This window comes from Mycobacterium sp. 1165178.9 (assembly GCF_001673555.1).
Lineage (GTDB): Bacteria > Actinomycetota > Actinomycetes > Mycobacteriales > Mycobacteriaceae > Mycobacterium.
Map to the genome: position 1 here is coordinate 1 of NZ_LZMB01000086.1, position 19,131 is coordinate 19,131.

The 19,131-nt window shown below is 66.3% G+C and carries 19 protein-coding genes and 1 pseudogene; 7 read left to right on the forward strand and 13 right to left on the reverse strand.

Features of this window, described 5'->3' with window-relative positions:
• Window positions 1-628 (reverse strand): SDR family NAD(P)-dependent oxidoreductase (locus A5652_RS04435; protein WP_067347040.1); only part of this gene is annotated, 628 nt, incomplete at its 3' end.
• Window positions 625-1,104 carry a nuclear transport factor 2 family protein gene (locus tag A5652_RS04440; protein ID WP_067347042.1) on the reverse strand — a complete coding sequence of 160 codons (480 nt, stop codon included), beginning with the start codon at window positions 1,102-1,104 and terminating at the stop codon, window positions 625-627. The genes A5652_RS04440 and A5652_RS04435, both read right to left, overlap by 4 nt.
• 166 nt (window positions 1,105-1,270) lie before the next feature.
• On the opposite strand from A5652_RS04440, the gene A5652_RS04445 reads away from it, so the two are divergent.
• Together A5652_RS04445 and A5652_RS04450 are read left to right on the forward strand one after the other, a co-directional pair.
• Window positions 1,271-3,196 carry an NAD(P)/FAD-dependent oxidoreductase gene (locus tag A5652_RS04445; protein WP_067347044.1) on the forward strand — a complete coding sequence of 642 codons (1,926 nt, stop codon included), beginning with the start codon at window positions 1,271-1,273 and terminating at the stop codon, window positions 3,194-3,196.
• On the forward strand, window positions 3,193-4,080 hold the full coding sequence (locus A5652_RS04450) for an SDR family NAD(P)-dependent oxidoreductase (RefSeq protein ID WP_067347047.1): 888 nt from the start codon (window positions 3,193-3,195) through the stop codon (window positions 4,078-4,080). The genes A5652_RS04445 and A5652_RS04450 overlap by 4 nt, the downstream gene beginning before the upstream one ends.
• A 51-nt stretch (window positions 4,081-4,131) precedes the next feature.
• Here the strand turns inward: A5652_RS04450 and A5652_RS04455 are convergent, their stop codons facing one another.
• The 7 genes from A5652_RS04455 to A5652_RS04485 all read right to left on the reverse strand — a co-directional run bounded on the left by A5652_RS04455 (window position 4,132) and on the right by A5652_RS04485 (window position 10,353).
• Complete coding sequence (locus A5652_RS04455; RefSeq protein ID WP_067347050.1) at window positions 4,132-4,776, reverse strand: Dabb family protein; 645 nt, start codon at window positions 4,774-4,776, stop codon at window positions 4,132-4,134.
• Window positions 4,769-5,116 (reverse strand): hypothetical protein, encoded by a 348-nt coding sequence (locus tag A5652_RS04460; RefSeq protein ID WP_067347052.1) that lies wholly within the window; start codon window positions 5,114-5,116, stop codon window positions 4,769-4,771. The genes A5652_RS04455 and A5652_RS04460 overlap by 8 nt, the downstream gene beginning before the upstream one ends.
• A 62-nt stretch (window positions 5,117-5,178) precedes the next feature.
• Window positions 5,179-5,997 carry an IclR family transcriptional regulator gene (locus A5652_RS04465; protein ID WP_067347054.1) on the reverse strand — a complete coding sequence of 273 codons (819 nt, stop codon included), beginning with the start codon at window positions 5,995-5,997 and terminating at the stop codon, window positions 5,179-5,181.
• A 227-nt stretch (window positions 5,998-6,224) separates the two neighbouring features.
• Window positions 6,225-7,688 carry an FAD-dependent oxidoreductase gene (locus A5652_RS04470; RefSeq protein WP_067347057.1) on the reverse strand — a complete coding sequence of 488 codons (1,464 nt, stop codon included), beginning with the start codon at window positions 7,686-7,688 and terminating at the stop codon, window positions 6,225-6,227.
• 187 nt (window positions 7,689-7,875) lie between these two features.
• Window positions 7,876-8,784: a biphenyl-2,3-diol 1,2-dioxygenase gene (bphC, locus tag A5652_RS04475; protein WP_067347059.1), complete on the reverse strand. Its 909-nt coding sequence runs from the start codon at window positions 8,782-8,784 to the stop codon at window positions 7,876-7,878.
• A 15-nt stretch (window positions 8,785-8,799) separates the two neighbouring features.
• Window positions 8,800-9,984, reverse strand: a complete 1,185-nt coding sequence (locus A5652_RS04480; protein ID WP_067347061.1) for an acyl-CoA dehydrogenase family protein — start codon at window positions 9,982-9,984, stop codon at window positions 8,800-8,802.
• Between the two features lie 90 nt (window positions 9,985-10,074).
• Window positions 10,075-10,353 carry a 2Fe-2S iron-sulfur cluster binding domain-containing protein gene (locus tag A5652_RS04485; protein WP_067347063.1) on the reverse strand — a complete coding sequence of 93 codons (279 nt, stop codon included), beginning with the start codon at window positions 10,351-10,353 and terminating at the stop codon, window positions 10,075-10,077.
• 131 nt (window positions 10,354-10,484) lie between these two features.
• On the opposite strand from A5652_RS04485, the gene A5652_RS04490 reads away from it, so the two are divergent.
• From A5652_RS04490 to A5652_RS04500, 3 genes and pseudogenes are all read left to right on the forward strand, one after another.
• A complete protein-coding gene (locus A5652_RS04490; protein WP_232001082.1) occupies window positions 10,485-12,083 on the forward strand; it encodes an NAD(P)/FAD-dependent oxidoreductase in 1,599 nt (532 codons plus the stop codon).
• Window positions 12,080-12,895: a mycofactocin-coupled SDR family oxidoreductase gene (locus A5652_RS04495; RefSeq protein ID WP_067347065.1), complete on the forward strand. Its 816-nt coding sequence runs from the start codon at window positions 12,080-12,082 to the stop codon at window positions 12,893-12,895. Before A5652_RS04490 ends, A5652_RS04495 begins: the two co-directional genes overlap by 4 nt.
• Window positions 12,892-13,721 (forward strand): annotated as a pseudogene (locus A5652_RS04500) (mycofactocin-coupled SDR family oxidoreductase). Before A5652_RS04495 ends, A5652_RS04500 begins: the two are co-directional and overlap by 4 nt.
• 27 nt (window positions 13,722-13,748) lie before the next feature.
• On the opposite strand, the gene A5652_RS04505 reads toward A5652_RS04500, so the two are convergent.
• The 4 genes from A5652_RS04505 to A5652_RS04520 form a co-directional block, all read right to left on the reverse strand.
• Window positions 13,749-14,630: an alpha/beta fold hydrolase gene (locus A5652_RS04505; protein ID WP_067347067.1), complete on the reverse strand. Its 882-nt coding sequence runs from the start codon at window positions 14,628-14,630 to the stop codon at window positions 13,749-13,751.
• A gap of 60 nt (window positions 14,631-14,690) precedes the next feature.
• Window positions 14,691-16,085 carry a wax ester/triacylglycerol synthase family O-acyltransferase gene (locus A5652_RS04510; RefSeq protein ID WP_067347069.1) on the reverse strand — a complete coding sequence of 465 codons (1,395 nt, stop codon included), beginning with the start codon at window positions 16,083-16,085 and terminating at the stop codon, window positions 14,691-14,693.
• A gap of 220 nt (window positions 16,086-16,305) precedes the next feature.
• Complete coding sequence (locus A5652_RS04515; protein WP_067347075.1) at window positions 16,306-16,761, reverse strand: nuclear transport factor 2 family protein; 456 nt, start codon at window positions 16,759-16,761, stop codon at window positions 16,306-16,308.
• A gap of 104 nt (window positions 16,762-16,865) precedes the next feature.
• Window positions 16,866-17,051: a hypothetical protein gene (locus A5652_RS04520; protein ID WP_067347071.1), complete on the reverse strand. Its 186-nt coding sequence runs from the start codon at window positions 17,049-17,051 to the stop codon at window positions 16,866-16,868.
• 144 nt (window positions 17,052-17,195) lie between these two features.
• Between A5652_RS04520 and A5652_RS04525 the strand changes: the two genes are divergently transcribed.
• Both A5652_RS04525 and A5652_RS04530 read left to right on the forward strand, forming a co-directional pair.
• On the forward strand, window positions 17,196-17,621 hold the full coding sequence (locus tag A5652_RS04525; RefSeq protein WP_067347077.1) for a PPOX class F420-dependent oxidoreductase: 426 nt from the start codon (window positions 17,196-17,198) through the stop codon (window positions 17,619-17,621).
• 51 nt (window positions 17,622-17,672) lie between these two features.
• Window positions 17,673-19,131, forward strand: a 1,459-nt coding sequence (locus A5652_RS04530) for a molybdopterin-dependent oxidoreductase (RefSeq protein WP_232001083.1), incomplete at its 3' end; no start/stop codon positions are given.

Below are 19,131 nucleotides of genomic sequence, written 5' to 3' on the forward strand. Positions count from 1 at the left end.
TGGAATCGACGCCGCCTGCCGACTCGAAGATGTTGGACACCACCGCGCCGGGCAGCACGGCCTGGACGTGGATGTGGTGCTCGTGACCGGCCATTTTTACATCCAGATGCAGGCATTCGGTCAACGCCAGGACCGCGTGCTTGCTCATGATGTAGGGCGCCTGCAACGGGATTGCCACCACACCGCCAACCGACGACAGGTTCCACACCCACGCTTGTTCATCGGTGGCCATCATCTTCGGCAGGAAAGCCCGTACGCCGAAAAATACCCCGCTGATGTTGATGTCGACGACCCGCTGCCAGTTGGGCACCGGTGTGTCCCACAGGTAGCCGAACTGTTCGACCCCCGCGTTGTTCACCAACAGTCGCACCGGGCCGACGTCGCGGTAAACACGGTGGGCGAGTTGCTGGACGGCCTCCGGGTCCCGCACGTCGCACCCGATGTCTACCGCCGTGCCGCCCGCCGTGCGAAGCTCGTCGCGCAGCGCGGCGATCGCAACGACGTCAATGTCGGCCAGCACCACGGTCATGCCCAGGCGGCTGGCGTATCGCGCCAGTCCCGCACCGATCCCGCCGCCGGCCCCGGTGATGACGGCGACTCCGCCAGAGAATGTTTCGCGTGCGCTCACGAACCGGTAGCGCTGTCGACGCTGAGCTCCGACAGCAGGACGGAGTCGGTCGCGTCGAGCACGACGTCCATCTCGGTGAACACGAGCCCGGTAGCCTCCCGCCGCACCCCGACGTTGACGACGCCGCTCGATACCGCGAACGGCACGAAATTCGCGATTTGATTGACGAGGATATAGAAGCGTGCGCGGGTCACGTCACCGTCGGTTCCGGTGCGGTGCACGTTGGTGGCGTGGTGGCGCAACGGGTATGGGCTCTGCTTGCGATGCTCGGACAGCCATTCCATCACCGCGTCACGTCCGGTGAGTTCGGGTGACATCAATTCTTCGAAGGGGCTGGCTCCCGAATCGCTGCGGGTCACATAGTGCACGTCTTCGGCGTAGGTCGCGGCAAGTTCGTCGTAGTGCGCTTCGTCGTAGTGGTACCAGAAGTTTCCGATGAACTCCTGCAGTTCCGGAAGGGTGAGGTGGCTGCTCATACTGGTGAGTCAACCCCGAAGTGGCGCCGATGACTCCGCGGGTGCCCGGTCAGTGGAACACCACGCGCCGAAGGGTATGCCGGGCACCGCGCTGCGGCCCTACTCGTGTCCCGCTGAGTAGACAGATGGCCGCGCGCCTCACCCGACTGCTTCGATACTCGACGGCATGACCGCCGCCACGGAATCGACGTCGCCCACCGGCCCCGCCGCTGCTGACCCCGGCGAACTGCGGGACAACCTGCGCCAGGCTGACCCGGGCGTGCTGTTGGCGGCGCTGGCTCAGCTCACCGGCGACCCATCGGTGATCGATACCTACGCGCGCAAGATCTCGCACATTCCCGATCCGCCCGAACGGGCCGGCGTCACCGACCCCGATACTGCCGAGGCGCTGGTCAACGCCATCATCGACGCGCTGAATCAGCCGCGGCCCCATGATGCGGTGCCCGCCGCCGACCGGGACCTGTTCGCCCGGCTGCTGCCGATCGCGCTGGGTTCGGAGGTCGATGACGAGCAGGTGGACCTGCTGCTCGAGCAGGGGGGATTTCACCGCTCACAGCCCACGTTGCCGCGCACGGTGCCGATTCCCCAGAGTGTCAACATCGCCATCGTCGGGGCGGGCATCGCGGGAATGAGCGTCGCGCTGGCGGCCGCAGCCGAGGGCGTGTCCTACGAAATCTTCGACCGCAACGAGGAAGTCGGCGGCACCTGGCTGACCACCACCTATCCGGGCATCGGCGTCGATACGCCGTCGGCGTACTACTCGCTGTCTTGGGAAGTCAACCCGGACTGGAGTAGCTACTACCCACAAGGTGCGGAATATCAAGGCTATCTCGTGGCACTGGCCGACAAGTACAAGCTGCGCGAGCACACCCGGTTCGGCAGGGAGGTCGAGGCCCTGTGGTGGGACGCAGACCGCAACCGGTGGCAGATCCATTCGGTCGGTGCCGAAGGTCGCGACGTCAGCTACGCAAGCGTCGTGATCACCGCTGCCGGCTACCTCAACCGCCCGCGCTGGCCCGATGTCAAGGGTCGGGAAACGTTCGCGGGCACCAGCATTCACTCGGCGAAGTGGGATCCTTCGGTGAATCTCGGCGGCAAGAAGGTAGCGATCATCGGCGCCGGATGCACGGCGGTGCAGATCGTCGACGCGTGTGTAGACGTGGTGGAGCACCTGACGGTGTTCCAGCGTCAGCCGCACTGGGTGGCGCCGCGAAAACGTCCGACCGACCAGGTGCCCGCCCACCGGCGCTACCTCGGGCGTCACCTGCCGTACTACGCGAATTGGAATCGGCTGAAATCCTATTGGGGCACTGCGGATAACAACTATCCGGTCATTCTGCAGGATCCCGAGTGGGCCAAGGACCACCTGTCCATCTCTGCGGCCAATGACGTGCTTCTGCAGTTGTGTCTGCAATACATCGAGCAGACTTTCGGCAGAGACACGGAGCTGGCTCGGAAGGTGACACCGGACTTCGCGCCGTACGGCAAGCGGATCATCCGCGATCCGGGCGGCTACTACGCGGCGCTGACGCGCGGTCACGTCGATGTGGAGGCCGGTGAACCCGCCCAGGTCAACGAGAAAGGCATTGTCACACAGGACGGTCAGCAGATCGACCTCGATGTAATCATCTACGCCACCGGCTATTACCTGGACTTCTTGTCCACAATCGATATCCGCGGGCGTGACGGCAAGAAGCTGAGCGACGAATGGGGTGACAGCCCGCGTGCCTACCGGGGCGGCACGGTGCCGGGATTCCCCAACCTGTTCACCATGTCGGCACCGAACTACAGCCCCGGTCACGGTGCCGGGGCGAACTTCTCGATGGAGGTGCTCGCGCACTACATCATCGAATGCCTGCAGCTGATGGCGCTACGCGGTGCCGCCACGATGGAAGTCACTCAGCGGGCCTACGAGGACTACGTCGCGGAGATCGACGAGACGATGAGCGGTACGGTGTGGTGCCACACGCCGAATGCGCACACCTACTACCGGTCGGGGTCGGGCCGGGTGGTGGTGGCGACGCCGTATCGGCTGGTCGATGTCTGGCAGCAACACCGCGCGCCGATCGAAGACCATTTCACGTTGCGATGAGCCAGATACTCACCGGCAAAACGGCTTTGGTCACCGGCAGCAGCCGAGGCATCGGACGCGCCATCGCCCAGCGACTGGCCGCGGAGGGCGCGACGGTCGCGGTCACGGCGCGTGCCAACCAGCCGTCACCGTCCACCCGGGCCGGGATCAGTTCGGCGATACCGGGAACGATCGACGAGACTGTCGCGCTAATCGAAGAAGCTGGCGGATCGGCCTTCGGGCTGACCGCCGACCTCGAGGACGGCTCGGCGCGTGAGGGCCTGGTCGACGCGGTGCTGGACCGCACCGGCCGCATCGACATCTTGGTCAACAACGCTGGTTTCGCCGACTACTCGGTCATCGAGGACATGTCGCTGGAAACCTTCGACCGGACCATCGAGCACTATCTCCGCACGCCGTTCGCCTTGACCAAAGCTGCGGTGCCACATATGCGCAAACAGGGTGGCGGGTGGATCGTCAACATCGGCTCGGTCACCGGTGTAGCCCCGGTGCGACCGTACCGTGACTACAACAAAACCTCCGGTGACGTCGTCTACGCGTCGTGCAAAGCCGCCCTGCATCGCTTCACCCAGGGGGTGGCTGCCGAGTTGCTCGACGCCAACATCGCCGTCAACTGTGTCGGCCCGTCGACGGCCGTTCGTACCCCGGGCGCGTCGTCGCTGATACCGGAGACGTTCTTCACCGAGCCGGTAGAGTATCTGGCGGAGACCGTGCTTGCGATGTGCCATCTGCCGGCCGCGCAGCGCACCGGGTTGGTCGCATTCAGCCTGCACTACCCGTGGTCGCAACGGCTGGCGGTGCATAGCCTCGACGGTAAGTCCGAGCTCCCGCGACTGGAGCCGCCGGCATCCGCGAACCCCAATATCCTGGCCGCGGGCCAATAGCGCGAAAGGAGTATGGATGACCGCGACTGGACGCTGGCGTCGCTCTGCCGTTCAGCTGAGGACAGCCGTGTCGCTTCGACAAAAGCTGTGGCAGATGCGGTCTCGCACAATGACCTCGGGGCATTCGGGATCGAACCAGCGATCGACCCAGGCCCAATGAATTGGGTGCATCAAATACGGACCCATCAGTCCTTCGACGTCGGTGAATTGCTGTTCGAATACGTGAGTCCACTTCGAAGCGCCGATGGCATTCTCCACCTGGGTCAGTTGCCAAGCGGTGATGGTTCGCACATACCGGGGCAGCAGCCGCAGGTCGGCCTCGAAATGCGCGATGGCCCCCTCCCCGGTGCCGGGCGCCACGCGCAGCAATAGCGTGCGGTAGACCGTGCCCGGGCTCGCCGCCCATTCGGTGCTCACGGGGATACCGCTGTAGGTGGCGCCGTTGACACGGCCCACCACGGGATCACGCAGCGCACCGGTGAGTTGCGTTGCAACAGAGTCCCATTCGCGTTTGTCGGCGAACCGCAGATGCACCAGTATGTCGCCGCCGTTGCGGGTACCCGGCAGGGTCGGCTCCACCAGCACGTGTCGCGCGCCGAGTTCCATTGCGGCGCCGCGAAGCTCCGCCAGCAGCCGATCGCGGGCCTGCGCGCCGGTGCCGGCGGCCACGTCGATCAAATTGATGACGCTATACATCGCCCAGTTTTTCTATGTCGCCGGCGGTGGCGGCAACACTGCGGGTGCGCTCCACAACCAGCTCGCAGATATCGGTCCACCATTGGCCCACAGCGGGATCGGGCCGGCCCAGCCACGTCATCTGCCACCACGCCCGCGGGTTCGGCAGTGACCAGATGATGGTGACCGTGTTGTTCTGATCCATGAACCAGATCGGTGGGCTTACCAGCACTTGCTCCAAGGTCATACCACGCTCTCGCGCCCCGGGCGCGTAGCCGCTGAGGTAAGCGTCAACGAATTTGCGGCCGCAGCCCGGGCGGGTGGTCACCCGGTCGATCACGTAGACGCGCCCTTCAGCCATAGGTCGAGGCTAGGAAATTTCCCGATGGACTTCGGCATTCGTCCCGCTCACCGGCACGATGTTCACGCGTACTGTAAGGCGCGCGATGGCACGGGACGCAGGGGACGCAATGGCTGCAGAGTCGGCGCCACCCGCCGCGGGCCGTCTTCGACATTGCGCCAAATGCCCATCGCCGTCATCCGGACTGGGGCGGCCAACCGCTGATCGAACATCATGCGATTCATCGGGCCGCACACCGAGACTGCGGCGACGGCCTCACCCGGACTCCCGATCGGCGCTGCGATGCAACCGAAACCGAGGAGCGATTCTTCGCGTTCGAAGGCGACGCCGTGCGCGCACACCCGAGACAACTCGACGGCCAGCTGTGAGCCGGTAGCAATCGAGTACTTCGTTCTGCGAACCCGCAGATCCACCGGGGCATCCTCGTCACGGTAGGCCAGGATCGCCTTGCCGACGGCGGTGCAGTGCGCGGGCTGACGGCTGCCCACCCGTGTGGGTATCGGCGCCAGCGGCGAGTCGCCAACCTTGTCGAGGTAGACCACGTCGGGCCCATCCAGAACCGCGAGATGCACGACGAGCCCTGTGGCGCGGTGCAATTCGCCCAGCAGCGGGGAGGCGGCCCGCACCAGGCGGTCCTGGTGCACGGCCAGCGAGCCCAACTCGACCAGGCGCATGCCCAGCTCGTAGTCGCGGCCGCTGCGACGCAGCCAGCGCAGCTGCACCAGGCGTTCGAGCATCCGGTGCGCCGACGAGCGCGGCAGGCCGGTGCGCCGGACGATCTGGGCCAGCGTGAGGCGCCCGGGCCCGTCGAAGGCATCCAGGACGAGCGAGATGCGATCGATGACCGCCGTGGGTGTGGCTGATTCCGCTGTCACTGGCATCCGGCCCTCCTGGCTAGAGCTATCTGGCTGGCATATTCCTATTAGGACTATTTGTTTGTACCACACCGCTGTGGCCGCTGTCACATAGCGCGCGGAAGACCGCCCGGACAAGTGTGGGTCTGCCGGGTGTGCGCTGACGGCGAAATATGGCCGCGAACCCCGGCCCAGGAGGCACACTCAACGCCGTCAGCGCACTGAAGACGCCAACGGCGATGTAGATCGCTGTGTCAGCCCTTGGCTGCGGAACGGCCGGCGCGGCGCCCGTAGAAACTCCCGTCGCCCAGCGAGACGCCGCTGGCGTAACCCCACGCGGCCAGGCCTGCGGTGCACCGGCCGGCGGCGAATAGTCCGGGGATGGGCGCGCCGCTGACGTGCAGCACCTCGGCGTCCAGCGTGGTGGCCAGGCCGCCCAGGGTGAACCCACCGGTGTTCTCGCGCAGGTCGACGGCGCCGACGGGGGAGCCGATCGGCTTGATCCACTCCGGCTTCTTGTGCAGCAGCGGATCCTCGCCGCGCTCGGCGCCCTCGTTGTATGCGGCAACGGTCGCCTGCAGCGAGCCGGTCGGCAGCCCCATGTCGCGTTCCAGGTCGGCAACGGTGTCGGCCACCCAGGTCGCCGGGCGCAGCATCAACTTCGGCGACCACGAGGCCATCGCCTCCTCCTGTGCCTCGCCGTCGATGATCAGGTAGGCGACGTTGTCCTGCTGGTAGAGGGTGAGCTGCCCGATCCGGCCCGGGTAGGTGTCCTCTGCGATGTAGCGCTGACCGCGGCCGTTGACCAGGATGCCGCGCACCAGCTGCTGCGGGTCGATGAAGATCGCGACCTCGGTGGCGTCCATGTGGGCCAGGTCCGCGCCCAGGGCCTGCGCCATCCGGATCGCCTGCCCGTCGTGCTGCTCGATCGAGGCGGCGGGCCGGCCGGCGATCCGCGGCGCGTAGCGCGCGACCATCGCGTCGTTGTAGGCGAAGCTGCCGGTGGCCAGCACCACCCCGGTACGCGCCCGGATGCTCATCTCGATCCCGTACCGTCGGGCGCGGATGCCGACCACCCGGCCGTCGGATTCGGTGATCAGTCGCTGCACCCGCACGTCGTAGCGCGCCCGCACGCCGGCCGCGGACGCGGTTTCGACCAGGGGCTTCATCAGCATGTAGCCGGCGCTGGCCTCGCCCTGCTTTTTGTTCTGCATCTGCGGGACGTGCCCGCGCGGCGCGGGGGAGGCAAGCGTGTTGAACGGGAAGGAATTTTCGCCGCCGCTGTACATCAGTCCCTGGTCGCCCATCGGCTCCCAGCCGGGCTCGGAGAAGAACTCCGCCTTGAACGGGACGCCGCAGCCAACCAGCCATTCGAAGTGTGCGACGCTGCCGGCGCAGTAATCGGCGATCCTGTCTTCGTCGGCGCCGGGGCCCATCGCGACGTTGAGGAAGGCCGCCATGTTGTCGACGGAATCGGTGAAACCACAGGCTTTTTGGATCGGGGTGCCGCCGCCGAGATAGATGAAGCCGCCGGCCATCGACGCCGCGCCACCCCACGAGCCGGTGCGCTCCAGCACCAAAACGTCGGCGCCGGCACGGGATGCCTCCACGGCCGCCGCCGCCCCGGCGATGCCGTAGCCGGCGATGATGACGTCGGCCTCGTCATCCCACGAGGTGACCGTCGAGGCGGGGATCGGGGTTACGTCCAAGTCGGTCATTTGTCTTCGAAGTCCCTTCTGCCACTTAGGTCAAAGGAAAGTTGGACGGGCAATTGTGCCCGCCTCGCGGGGACAACGAGGGTGCTTGACCGGTGTATCTGTACGTTGCCGCTGCGAGGCGGGCACATTGCCAAATGTCCGGACTGTGTGACGCAAGAGGTTTCGCCGCGCGCCGGCGACAGTGCCGTCACATTCGCATCGCCGCGGGCATTTCGCCGACCCACTGGTGTCCCCAGTAGCTGTCGGCCGTGATTTCCTCTGCGGTGTAATAGGTTTCGTCGACACGCATGCCGTCGGTGCCGAATTCGATGTCCCAGTCACCCGGTGCGCGGACGTAGAACGACACCATCTTGTCGTTGGTGTGGCGCCCGAGGGTGGACGATAGCTGGAATCCCTCGGCGTTGACCCGGTCCAGCGCCTGCCCCACGGCGTCCAGGGCGTCGACCTCCACCATGATGTGCACTAGGCGGGGGTCGCGCTGGTGCGCGGCCGGGACGATAGCCATGCTGTGGTGTCGTTCGTTGATGCCCAAGAACCGAACCCGCACCGGGCCAAACTCTTTCGGCAGCGGCACCCGGAACGCACCGCGGGCGCGGAAGCCCAGGACCTCGGTGTAGAAGTCGAACAGCCCGTTGGGGTCGGTGGCCGGCACCACCACGTGGCCCATGCCTTGATCGCCCGTGACGAACTTCGCACCGAACGGCGTGACGACCGGGCTGTGGTCGAGCACCGCGCCGTGGAACACCTCGAGCGTGGTGCCGGCGGGATCCTCGAAGGTGATCACCTCTTCGACCCGGCGCGCCTCCGCCTCGTCGGGGGACAGCTGTTTGTACGCCACGCCGGCGCCGTCGAGGGCGGCCTGCACGCGCTGCAGCGCCGGGTGGTCGCGCACTTCCCAGCCGACGGTCAGCACCCGGTCGGTCTCACCGGGAACCACGATCAGCCGGGCCGCGCGCTCGTCCATCCGCAGATACAGCGCCGAGGGATCGGGACCCTTACCCTCCGCGAAACCCAGCACGCCGAAGGCGAACTGCCTCCAGCGGTCGATGTCGTTGGTCGAAATGGTGATGTAGCCCAGGCTTTTCAGGTCGCTCACGGATGGGTCTCCTGCTCAGATCAGGGCTCGCAGCGGGCCCTCGGGCGGATCGATGCCGATCGAACTCAGCGCCGACGCGTGATAGGTGGTGCCGGGCACATGGATGGCATGCATCTGTCCGACGTGCACGTCACGCCAATACCGTTGCAGCGGCTTGTCCATTCGCGCGGCGTTGCCGCCCGAGCGGGCGAAGATCTCGTCGACGGCCGACACCGCTCGCCACACCGCGCGCACCTGCGTCCGGCGCCCGGCGGCGCGGTCGGCGAACGATACCTCCTTGCCGGCCGCGACCATGTCGTAGATGCGGTCGGCGTTGGCCAGCAACTCCTGGCGGGCCGCGTTGATGTCGGCGGCCGCCTCGCCGATCGCGTGCATGACGTAGGGGTCGTCCTTGATCGCGGTTCCGGTGGCGCCGACGCGCTCACGCTGATAGTCCAGGTGCGCGGCCAGCGCCCCTTCGGCGATGCCGATGGTCGCCGCCGAGATGCCCAGCGGGAACATCGTCGACCACGGCATCAGGTACAGCGGCTCGGTCATGCCTGCCTCGCGCTGAGCGGTTCCGTCCATCACCTTGGTGGCGTCCATGGTCCGGTAGCCGGGCACGAACGCGTCCTTGACGATGACGTCCTTGGAGCCGGTTCCGCGCAGCCCCACCACATTCCACGAGTCCTCGACGATCTCGTAGTCCTTGCGCGGCAGGATCATGTGCAGCATCTGCGGCGGCATCAGCGGGATCCCCTTCTCGTCGCCGAGCATGGCGCCAAGGATGATCCAGTCGCAATGGTCGGTGCCCGAGCTGAACTGCCACCGGCCGTTGAAGATGTAGCCGCCGTCGACGGGTTTCGCCACACCCTGCGGCGCGTAGGGGGACGCCATCCAGGTGTCGACGTCGTCGGCCCAGATCTCGGCGGCGACCTTCGGGTCGGCGTAGGCCAGCTGGTAGGGGTGCACGCCGACGACGCCGACAATCCAGCCGGCCGCCGGATCCAGTGCCGCGGTGGCCATCGTCGTCTCGGCGAACTCGCGCGGGTGGACCTCGAAGCCCTGGTACTGCTTGGTCTGCAGCAGCCGGATAAGCCCCGCGCCCTTCATCAGCTTGACGGTGTCGTCGGTGAGCCGGCCGATCCGTTCGGCTTCCGCGGCTTGGTCGCGTAACTGGTCGGCCATGGCGACTACCTGATCGAGTACCCGGTCGCTCATATCGTCTGTCCTTACTTTTGGGGCCTAGTAATGGTCTACCGCAGTTCCGGGCCGTCCCAAAGGAAATCCCGATGAGCGGACACCCGGCAATCAGAATTCGACGTGAACCTCGGCGCCGGCCGCCCTCGCTTGGCAGGCGAGTATCAGGCCGTCCTCGAGATCCACCTCGTCCAAGACGTCGGAGGGGCCCATGTCGACTCGCCCGGTGAGCACGGTCGCCACGCACGACCCGCAGCGTCCCTCCCGACACGAAAACGGCGCATCGATGCCCGCGTCGATCAACGCATCGATCAGGGTTTGGCCGTGCGGCCAGCGCAAGCGATGCCGCTGGCCATCCAGCTCGACGTTGACATGTGCGACTTCCGGCATCGCTCGATGGTCGGCCATGGGGGGCGGGACGGCGGGCGCACGAGCCCGGTGGCCGGGAAAACTCGTCCGAAGCGTCCGGTGACCGGGAAAGCCGGTCCCACGCGACGCACGGGCCAATACCGTCAGGGCTTGTGGATCAGTATGTCGATGTCGTCGTGGTCGGCGCGGGGTTCGCGGGCCTGTACGCCTTGCACAAGTTGCGCAGCCAAGGCCTCTCGGTCCGCGTGCTGGAAGCGGCGCCCGAGCTGGGTGGCACCTGGTACTACAACCGGTATCCCGGCGCGCGCTGCGACGTCGAGAGCGTCGACTACTGCTACTCGTTCTCCGACGAACTCCAGCAAGAGTGGCGCTGGAGGGAGAAGTATGCGACCCAATCCGAGATCCTCGAATACCTGAATTGGGTCGCCGACAAACTCGACCTGTGCCGCGACATTGCCTTCGACACCCGCGTGCTCTCCGCCGTGCTGGACGAGTCGACACTGCGCTGGACGGTCACCACCGACACCGGGCGGGTACTGTCGGCACGATTCTGTCTGATGGCTACGGGCCCGCTGTCCGCCGCAATGACCCCGAATTTCCCTGGCCTGGATACATTTGCGGGCGAGATCCACCACACCGCGCACTGGCCGCGCGAGCCCGTCGACTTCACCGGCAAGCGGGTGGCAGTCATCGGCACCGGATCGTCGGGCATTCAATCGATTCCGATCATCGCCGAGCAGGCAGCGCACCTGTACGTCTTCCAGCGCACCGCGAACTACAGCGTCCCGGCTGGCAACAAGCCCTTGTCTGCCGACGAGCTCGACGAGATCAAGGCCGGTTACGCCCGGCGCCGCGCGCTGTCGTGGCGCAGCGGGGGTGGGTCACCGCACCTCACCGCGCCGAGGCCGACGATGCACTTCACCCCCGGGGAGCGACGCGCGGCGTTCGAAAAGCGCTGGCAGCTCGGTGGTGTGCTGTTCTCGAAGACGTTTCCGGATCAGATGACCGATTTGGAAGCCAACGAAGAGGCGCGCAGGTTTTACGAGGAGAAAGTCCGGGCCGTCATCGACGATCCGGCCGTCGCCGACCTGCTGATCCCCACCGACCATCCGATCGGGACCAAGCGAATCTGCACCGACAGCAACTACTTTCAGACGTTCAACCGGCCCAACGTGTCGCTGATCAGTGTCCGCAACACACCGATCGAATCGATCGATGCCACGGGCATCAACACGGACGAGGCGCACTACGACCTCGACATGATCGTGCTGGCAACCGGTTTCGATGCAATGACCGGGGCGCTGGACAGCATCGATATCGTGGGACGCGGCGGCGCGACGCTGCACGAGGACTGGGCGCACGGTCCGCGCACCTATCTCGGATTGGGCGTCGACGGGTTTCCCAACCTGTTCTTGATCTCGGGCCCGGGAGCGCCCGCCGTGCTGGCGAACATGGTGCTGCATGCGGAGGCTCAGGTGAACTGGATCGCGGAAGCCATCGCCTACCTCGACCAACACGGTTACGCCGCGCTGGAAGCCACCGTCGACAGCGTGGACGGCTGGGGTGCCGAATGCGCCCGCCGGGCCGAGGCGACGCTGTTCACCAAGGCGAACTCGTGGTACATGGGCGCCAACGTGCCCGGAAAGCCCAGGGGCTTCATGCTGTTCGTCGGGGGGTTCGCCACCTACAACGACATCTGCGCCGAGGTCGCCGACGCCGGCTACCGCGGCTTCGATCTAATCGAGCGATGACTGGATTACTCGACAAGGTCGTCGTGGTCACCGGCGCCGCCAAAGGGACCGGGCGGGTGCACTGTCAGCGTTTCGCCGACGAAGGCGCCGACGTGATCGCTCTCGACGCCGAAACCGCGGCCGATGCGTTACGGGACACCGCAAGGGAAGTCGAGGGCCGTGGTCGGAGGTGCGCGACCGGCCTTTGCGAAATCGGCGACCTCGCGGCGGTGACCGCCGCCATCGACGCCGGCGTGGCCGAGTTGGGCCGGCTCGACGTCGTCGTGGCCAACGCCGGCGTCCACCTGCCCGGCGCTCCGTCCTGGGAGCTCGACCCTCAGGTCTGGCAGCGCACCCTCGACATCAACCTGACCGGCGTCTGGCATACGGTTCGGGCGAGCGTGCCGCACATGTTCGTTCGGGAAGGCGACCGCGGTGGCTCGGTGGTCATCATCAGTTCCACCAGCGGGCTTCGCGGCCTGCCCAACACCGCGCATTACACCGCAAGCAAGCACGCGGTGGTCGGTCTGGCCCGCACGCTGGCCAACGAGCTAGGGCCGCACGGCATCCGGGTCAACACAGTGCATCCCGGCCCGGTGGCCACCCCAATGATGCTGAACGAGAGCACGTTTCGGCGGCTTCGGCCGGACCTGGAAAACCCGACCGCGGCCGATGCGGCCGAGGCGCTGCAGGCGCGAAACCTGCTTCCGGTGCCATGGGTCGAGCCCGTCGACATCGCCAACGCCGTGCTGTTCCTGGCCTCGGATGCGGCCCGCTACATCACCGGCACACAGCTCGTCGTCGACGCCGGTCTGACGCAGAAGACGACATGACCGGGCGGCTCCACAACAAGGTCGCCCTGATCACCGGTGCGGCACGGGGGATCGGTCGCGCGCAAGCGGTGCGGTTCGCGCGGGAGGGCGCGGACATCGTCGCGCTCGACGTGTGCGGCCCGGTCGACACGGTGACCATCCCACACAGCACCCCGGCCGACCTCGACACCACAGCGTCGCTGGTGAGTGAGGCGGGCGGGCAGGTACACGCCGAAATCATCGACGTGCGTGACCTTTCCGGTATGCAGGCCGCCACCGACCGCGGCGTCCAGCGGTTCGGCGGCCTGGACGTGGTCTGTGCGACCGCGGGAATCACGTCGCGCGGCATGGCGGTCGACTTGGACGAAAGCGCCTGGCGCACCATGCTCGACGTCTCACCGGCGTGTGGCATACCTGCCGCGCCACGGCCCCGCACCTGATCGCGCGCGGGTCGGGGTCGATGATCCTGACGAGTTCGATCGCGGGGTTGCGCGGTTTGGTCGGCGTCGCGCACTACACCGCCGCCAAGCACGGCGTGATCGGCTTGATGCGCTCGCTGGCGAATGAGCTTGCACCGCATGGTGTTCGGGTCAACTGCGTCAATCCGACCAACGTCGACACACCGATGATCCAGAATGACCTCGTCAGTAGCGCGTTCAGGCCCGACCTGGACCGCCCGCCCACGCGCGCGGAATTCGCCGAAGCCGCGCGCTCGATGAACATGCTCGCGGTGCCGTGGGTGGACGCGGTGGACGTGGCCAACGCGGCGCTGTTCCTGGCTTCCGACGAGGCGCGCTACATCACCGCGGTCGTCCTGCCCGTCGACGCCGGGGCCACGCAGCGATAGCGGAGCGCCGCTCTCACGATCCGCCGGCTAGTTGCGCGAAAGGAACGCCAGCACGGTGCTTTCGAAGGCGTCCTTGGCTTCGATCATCGCCCAGTGTCCCGAGTTGGGGAAGATGTGCAGCTCCGCGTTGGGGATGGTGCGCATCGGGATCAGCGCCATGTCCGGCGGACTCACCCTGTCGTCGCGGCCCCACGTCAGCAGGGTGGGAGCGGTGAGCTTGTGCATGGTGGCCCACGGCAGTGGCCGGTCGGAGGCGTTCATCGCGGCATTCATGCCGGCGAACGCCGCCTTGCCGTACATTCGCCGCGCCGCGGCCAGCGTGTCCGGGTCGGTGGCCAGCTGCCAGCGTTCCTCGATCAGCTGTTCGGTGACCAGCGCCTGGTCGTAAACCATCGACTTGAGCCAGTCGACGAGGCGTTGCCGCGTGGGGTCCTCCACGAACTCCTGTAGCAGCCGAATGCCTTCGCTGGGGCTGGGACTGAAGATGTTGGTGCCGATGCCGCCGATCGTCACCAACCGATCGACGCGCTCCGGATTATGGGTCGCGAAGTTGATCCCGACGCCGCCGCCCATCGAATTGCCGACGATGTGCACCTTGTCGACGCCGAGCTCGTCCAGAAAGGGAGTCACCGTGCCGAACGCGGTGACCATCGGATGGCCGCCGAAGTCGTCGCTGACCCCGAAACCGGGGAATTCCAGGATCAGGCACCGATAGTGGGCGGCGAAGGCGGGCAGCACGCCGCGGAAGTTGCGCCACCCGGTCACACCGGGACCGGACCCGTGCAGGAACAGCAGCACCGGGGCGGACTCCGGGCCGCCGCTGTCGTAGTAGCGCAAAGCGCCTTTTTCAGTGCTGATTTCATGCAGATCTTGCGCTACGATGGCCGTCGGTTCAGAAGTGTCTGCCACGGATGTCACCCTGCCATGCCGCGGCGGCGACCGGAGACCGGGTTCCGCTGACCGGGCAGCTCAGAGCGGGTTGTGGGCGCCCTCGCCGCAATTCAACAGCTCTTTGAGCGCGGCGGGGAACGCGTCGGCGAGGTCCCACAGGTCGGGAACGAGGTCGGGGCAGGAGATGATGCCGACGCCGAGTCGGCCGTTCAGCGACATCACGGTGATGTTGAGCGCGGCGCCGGCGATGATCGGGCCGAGCGGATACATCGCGTCGAGTCGGCACCCCAGGAAGTAGAGCTGTTCTTGCGGGCCGGCCACGTTGGACATCACCAGGTTGTGTGGCGGCTTGTCCGGCAGGGGGATGCGTGGCAGCAGTTTCCTGGCCGCGCCGAACACGGCCTGTCCGGCCACTTGCGTCCAGTCGTGCAGCAGGGCCGGGCCCATCGCCGCGGAGTGGTCCTTGGCCGCGGCGTTTCCGGCCGCGGTCGTGGCCAGCCGTTCCACGGGGTCGTCGATGTGAGTCTCGAGTCGGCACAGCATCCAGGTCATCTGGTTGCGGCCCGCCCGAGTCGATTGCTCGCGGACGGATACGGGCACGCTGGCAACCAGGGGGAGGTCCGACAGTGCGCCGCGGTCCTGCAAATACTGCCGCAGCGCCCCCGCACACACCGCCGTAACGACGTCGTTGACCGTCACCCCGAACCGGCGTTTGACGGTTTTCACGTCCTCGAGGTCCACGCTGGTCAGAGCGATGTTGCGGCGCCGGGTGAACGAGCCGTTGAACGCCGTCGAGGGTGCGGCGAACGGAGCCGCCATCGTCTGCCCGCCGCCGCGGGCGCGCAGTACCGTTTGTGCCAGGGTCAGTGCCGTTGACGGCACGACTTTAGCCAGCCGCCACGGCCGCAAGGCCGCGCCAATCAGCCCGCTTGCGGCGATCTGCAGCGGATTCGACGCGCCAGTGCGCTCGGCCGGTTCCGGTGGCGCGGCGTCCGGCACGGTGCTGCACAACTGCGCGAGCAGGTTGGCCCCGCCCACGCCGTCGACCACCGCGTGATGGACCTTGAGGACGACGGACAGTGCGTCGGTGCCGTGCAGGCCTTCGATCACCCACATTTCCCACAGGGGACGATCCCGATCGAGTGCAAGCCCGGCGACATGGCCGCAGATGTCCGCTAATTCCTTCGGCCCTCCGGGCGAGGGCAGGGCGACGCGGTGAAGATGGCGAGCCAGATCGAAACGATCGTCATCCACCCACACCGGATGATCGAAGTTCAAATGGTTGTCGGCCAGCTTGAGGCGAAATTCGGGCACCGCATCCACCCGCACCGACAGCGCCTCTTGGAAGCGCTCGAACGTGTAACCCCCAGGCATGGTCGTGGGATCCATTTCCAGGACACAGCAAATATTCAAAGGCTGCGTCGGCGATTCCAGATATAGAAAGAACGCGTCTAACCCGCTGAGTCGTTGCATGCTTGCTCGTCTCTTTTGCGCGGCCATGACCGCTGGTCACGTGACCGGCGGTCACCCCGGAGCTCCTGAGAGGACGTACCATCGCCGGCGGCCGCAATCTTTTGGTGTGACTCTTACCTGTAGCCGTTGAGGCCATTTCGGCAAACATCTCGTCGGCACATTCAACGAAATCGCAATCCCGCCCTCGCCCGGGTGCCGGGGGCGGGTTGCCGGTTATGCGTCACCGCTTCGTCCCGGAAGGCTCCCGGGCCATCGCCGAGTCCGGCGCCGCCCAGTCTGTCGAGACCTTGCGGTGCTTGATCAGCCAGGTGTCACCCTCGGGTACCAGGATGTCACGGTAGCGGCCGCAGTGGTCGAGCCCGATGTGGGTGACCACGGTGAAGTAGGAGTCGACCCGGGCTTGGCCGGGTGCAACCTCGGTGAACAACACGTTCGCGACGTTATGGCGCACAATCGGTTTGACGTCGGCCGGTACGGCGATCTTTCCGGTGACGCCGCCCAGGAAAGCCGCGATCTCCGTGCGCCCGCACAGCCGTTCAGAACCGCGTATTTCAAGGATGCCGTTCGCGCAGAACGTCTCCGCTAGCCCGTCGACCCGTGCGGCGTCACCCGACCAGTTGTAGCGCGCCAAGGTGTCCCGGATTCGCTCGCGGGCGATCAGTTCCCACATCTCCACCGTCATGACTCCTCACCTGGCTATGACGGAGCCTAATCATGAAAGTGGAACTACCGACATGCCCTCTCGAGAAAGGTGTCGGCAGTTCCACTTTCGCGGACGCGCTACCTGACGATGTGGGGCCGAAAGCCGTGTCGGGCCGTGGGTTTGACCCCGTTCAGGTCGAAGACGGCGATCAGGGCACGCAGTAAGGCCGGCGACCAGTCTTCGAAGGGTTGCGCGTCAAAGCGATCGAGCAGTTCACCGCGCAGGTACTCGATGCCCGTCGGCTGCTGATGGTTGGTGCTCAACGGGCCAATTCCTTCCGGGTTGCGTGCTGGTGCTTTGACGCTAGGTCGGGCGCCGCGCGCATGTACAGTCAACTGGCCAAATTCAAATCTGTCCCTAGTCAAGCCGTCAGGAATGAAACGCCGCGCGTGGGCGTAGAAAAACTCATGAGACTAAACGACGCCGCCCGCGACCTCATCGGCAAGGGCGCGGATGCCACTTTGGTCACCGTCAATCCCGACGGCAGCCCCCAGGTGAGCGTGGTCTGGGTGGCGTTGCGGTCGACGCCGGACGGCGACGAACTCGTCAGCGCCCACCTTTCCGAGCACAAAAAGGTCCGCAACGTCCGTCGCGATCCTCGCGTCGCCGTGACGATCGTGTCGCTGGACGCGGCCGGCCAGGGGATGCGGCCCTACCTCTCGCTTACCGGGACCGCCCGAATCACCGAGGGCGGAGCCCCCGATCTGCTGGCGGAGCTCAATCCGCTGCTCGGCGATCCGAACACGAAATTCCCACCTGACAACGCACCGCCGGGCTACCTCACCCACATCCACGTCGACAAGGTCGGCGGCATCGGGCCCTGGGTGGGCTGACCCCGAACCTTGAGACTTCCGCTACGCGTGGTAGCGGAATACAGTGGGTAAATGAAACCGGGCGAAGACGGTACGCACCTGCGCACGTGTCCGCTGTGTGAAGCCATGTGCGGCTTGGAAATTCACGTCGAGGGCGGCCCTCACAACGGGAAAGTCACCGGCGTTCGCGGCAACCGTGACGACGTGTGGAGCCGCGGACATCTATGCCCCAAAGGCACCTCGCTTGCGGCCCTGCACGACGATCCGGACCGCATCCGCCAGCCGATGATCAAGGTCGACGGGCAGTGGCGCGAAGTCAGCTGGGACGCGGCATTTCGCCGCTGCACAGAGCTGCTGGCCCCGGTGATCGACAAGTACGGCATCAAAGCGGTCACCGCCTACACCGGCAACCCGCTGGCGCATTCGTTCTCGCTGGCCCGCTATGCGGGCGTGCTGATGGGCATGTCCGGCATGCCGGTCACCTATTCCCCGGGCACGGTCGACCAATGGCCGAAGAACCTGTCGTCGCATCTGATGTACGGCCGGTGGTGGAACTTCCCGGTGCCCGACATCGAACGCACCGACCTGCTGGTGATCATGGGGGCCAACCCGGCGGCGTCGCAGGGCTCGCTGTTGGCCGCGCCCGACGTGATGGGCCTGATCGGCGGGATCCGCAAACGCGGCAAGGTGATCGTGATCGACCCGGTGCGAACCCTGACCGCCGCGCGCGCCGACGAGTGGCTTCCCATCGTGCCGGGAACGGACGCGGCCCTGTTGCTGGCCGTCGCGCACACCCTCTTCAACGAGGACCTCATCGATCCCGGCCCGCACATCGAGGGTGTCGACACCATGCGGCGTGCCGCAGCGGACTGGCCGCCGGAACGGGTCAGCGCCGTCACGGGCATCGACGAGGACCGCATTCGCCGGCTGGCCCGCGAGCTCGCCGGCACCGAAAAATCGGTGGTGTACGGCCGAATCGGTCTGTGCAACCAGGAGTTTGGCAGCCTCGCCAGCTGGCTGGTCGACGTCATCAACATCCTCACCGGGCATTTCGACAGACCTGGCGGGGCGATGTTTCCCAAACCGGCGGCATGGTCGATCACCACGGAACCGCTGCCCGGATTGGAGGGCGGCGCTCCCGAATTCGGTCGTTGGCACACTCGGGTCCGCGGCGCCAAGGAGGTGCTCGGGCAGGCGCCGGTATCGTGCATGGCTGAGGAGATCGCCACCCCGGGCGAAGGACAGCTCAAGGCGCTCATCACGGTCGCAGGCAACCCGGTGCTGTCCACCCCCGCCGGTGACAAGCTCGACGCAGTGCTGCCGATGCTGCGGATGGCGAAGAGCAGGATGAGATCGTCGTGGTGCGGCTGCTCGAGCGGGGACAGGCCGGGCAGAATCACATCGGCGTGCCGCGTCGTCTCGTTGAGCCAAAGGTCAACGGAGATCATCGCTTCCAGCATCGGCAGCACTGCGTCGAGCTTGTCACCGGCGGGGGTGGACAGCACCGGGTTGCCTGCGACCGTGATGAGCG

Bases quoted from the DNA above. Each gene is read 5' to 3' on its own strand.
- A5652_RS04480 (WP_067347061.1), bottom strand. From the start codon at position 9,984: ATGAGCGACCGGGTACTCGATCAGGTAGTCGCCATGGCCGACCAGTTA.
- A5652_RS04485 (WP_067347063.1), bottom strand. From the start codon at position 10,353: ATGCCGGAAGTCGCACATGTCAACGTCGAGCTGGATGGCCAGCGGCAT.
- A5652_RS04455 (WP_067347050.1), bottom strand. From the start codon at position 4,776: ATGTATAGCGTCATCAATTTGATCGACGTGGCCGCCGGCACCGGCGCG.
- A5652_RS04495 (WP_067347065.1), top strand. From the start codon at position 12,080: ATGACTGGATTACTCGACAAGGTCGTCGTGGTCACCGGCGCCGCCAAA.
- A5652_RS04510 (WP_067347069.1), bottom strand. From the start codon at position 16,085: ATGCAACGACTCAGCGGGTTAGACGCGTTCTTTCTATATCTGGAATCG.
- A5652_RS04460 (WP_067347052.1), bottom strand. From the start codon at position 5,116: ATGGCTGAAGGGCGCGTCTACGTGATCGACCGGGTGACCACCCGCCCG.
- A5652_RS04440 (WP_067347042.1), bottom strand. From the start codon at position 1,104: ATGAGCAGCCACCTCACCCTTCCGGAACTGCAGGAGTTCATCGGAAAC.
- A5652_RS04445 (WP_067347044.1), top strand. From the start codon at position 1,271: ATGACCGCCGCCACGGAATCGACGTCGCCCACCGGCCCCGCCGCTGCT.
- A5652_RS04525 (WP_067347077.1), top strand. From the start codon at position 17,196: ATGAGACTAAACGACGCCGCCCGCGACCTCATCGGCAAGGGCGCGGAT.
- A5652_RS04465 (WP_067347054.1), bottom strand. From the start codon at position 5,997: ATGCCAGTGACAGCGGAATCAGCCACACCCACGGCGGTCATCGATCGC.
- A5652_RS04450 (WP_067347047.1), top strand. From the start codon at position 3,193: ATGAGCCAGATACTCACCGGCAAAACGGCTTTGGTCACCGGCAGCAGC.
- A5652_RS04470 (WP_067347057.1), bottom strand. From the start codon at position 7,688: ATGACCGACTTGGACGTAACCCCGATCCCCGCCTCGACGGTCACCTCG.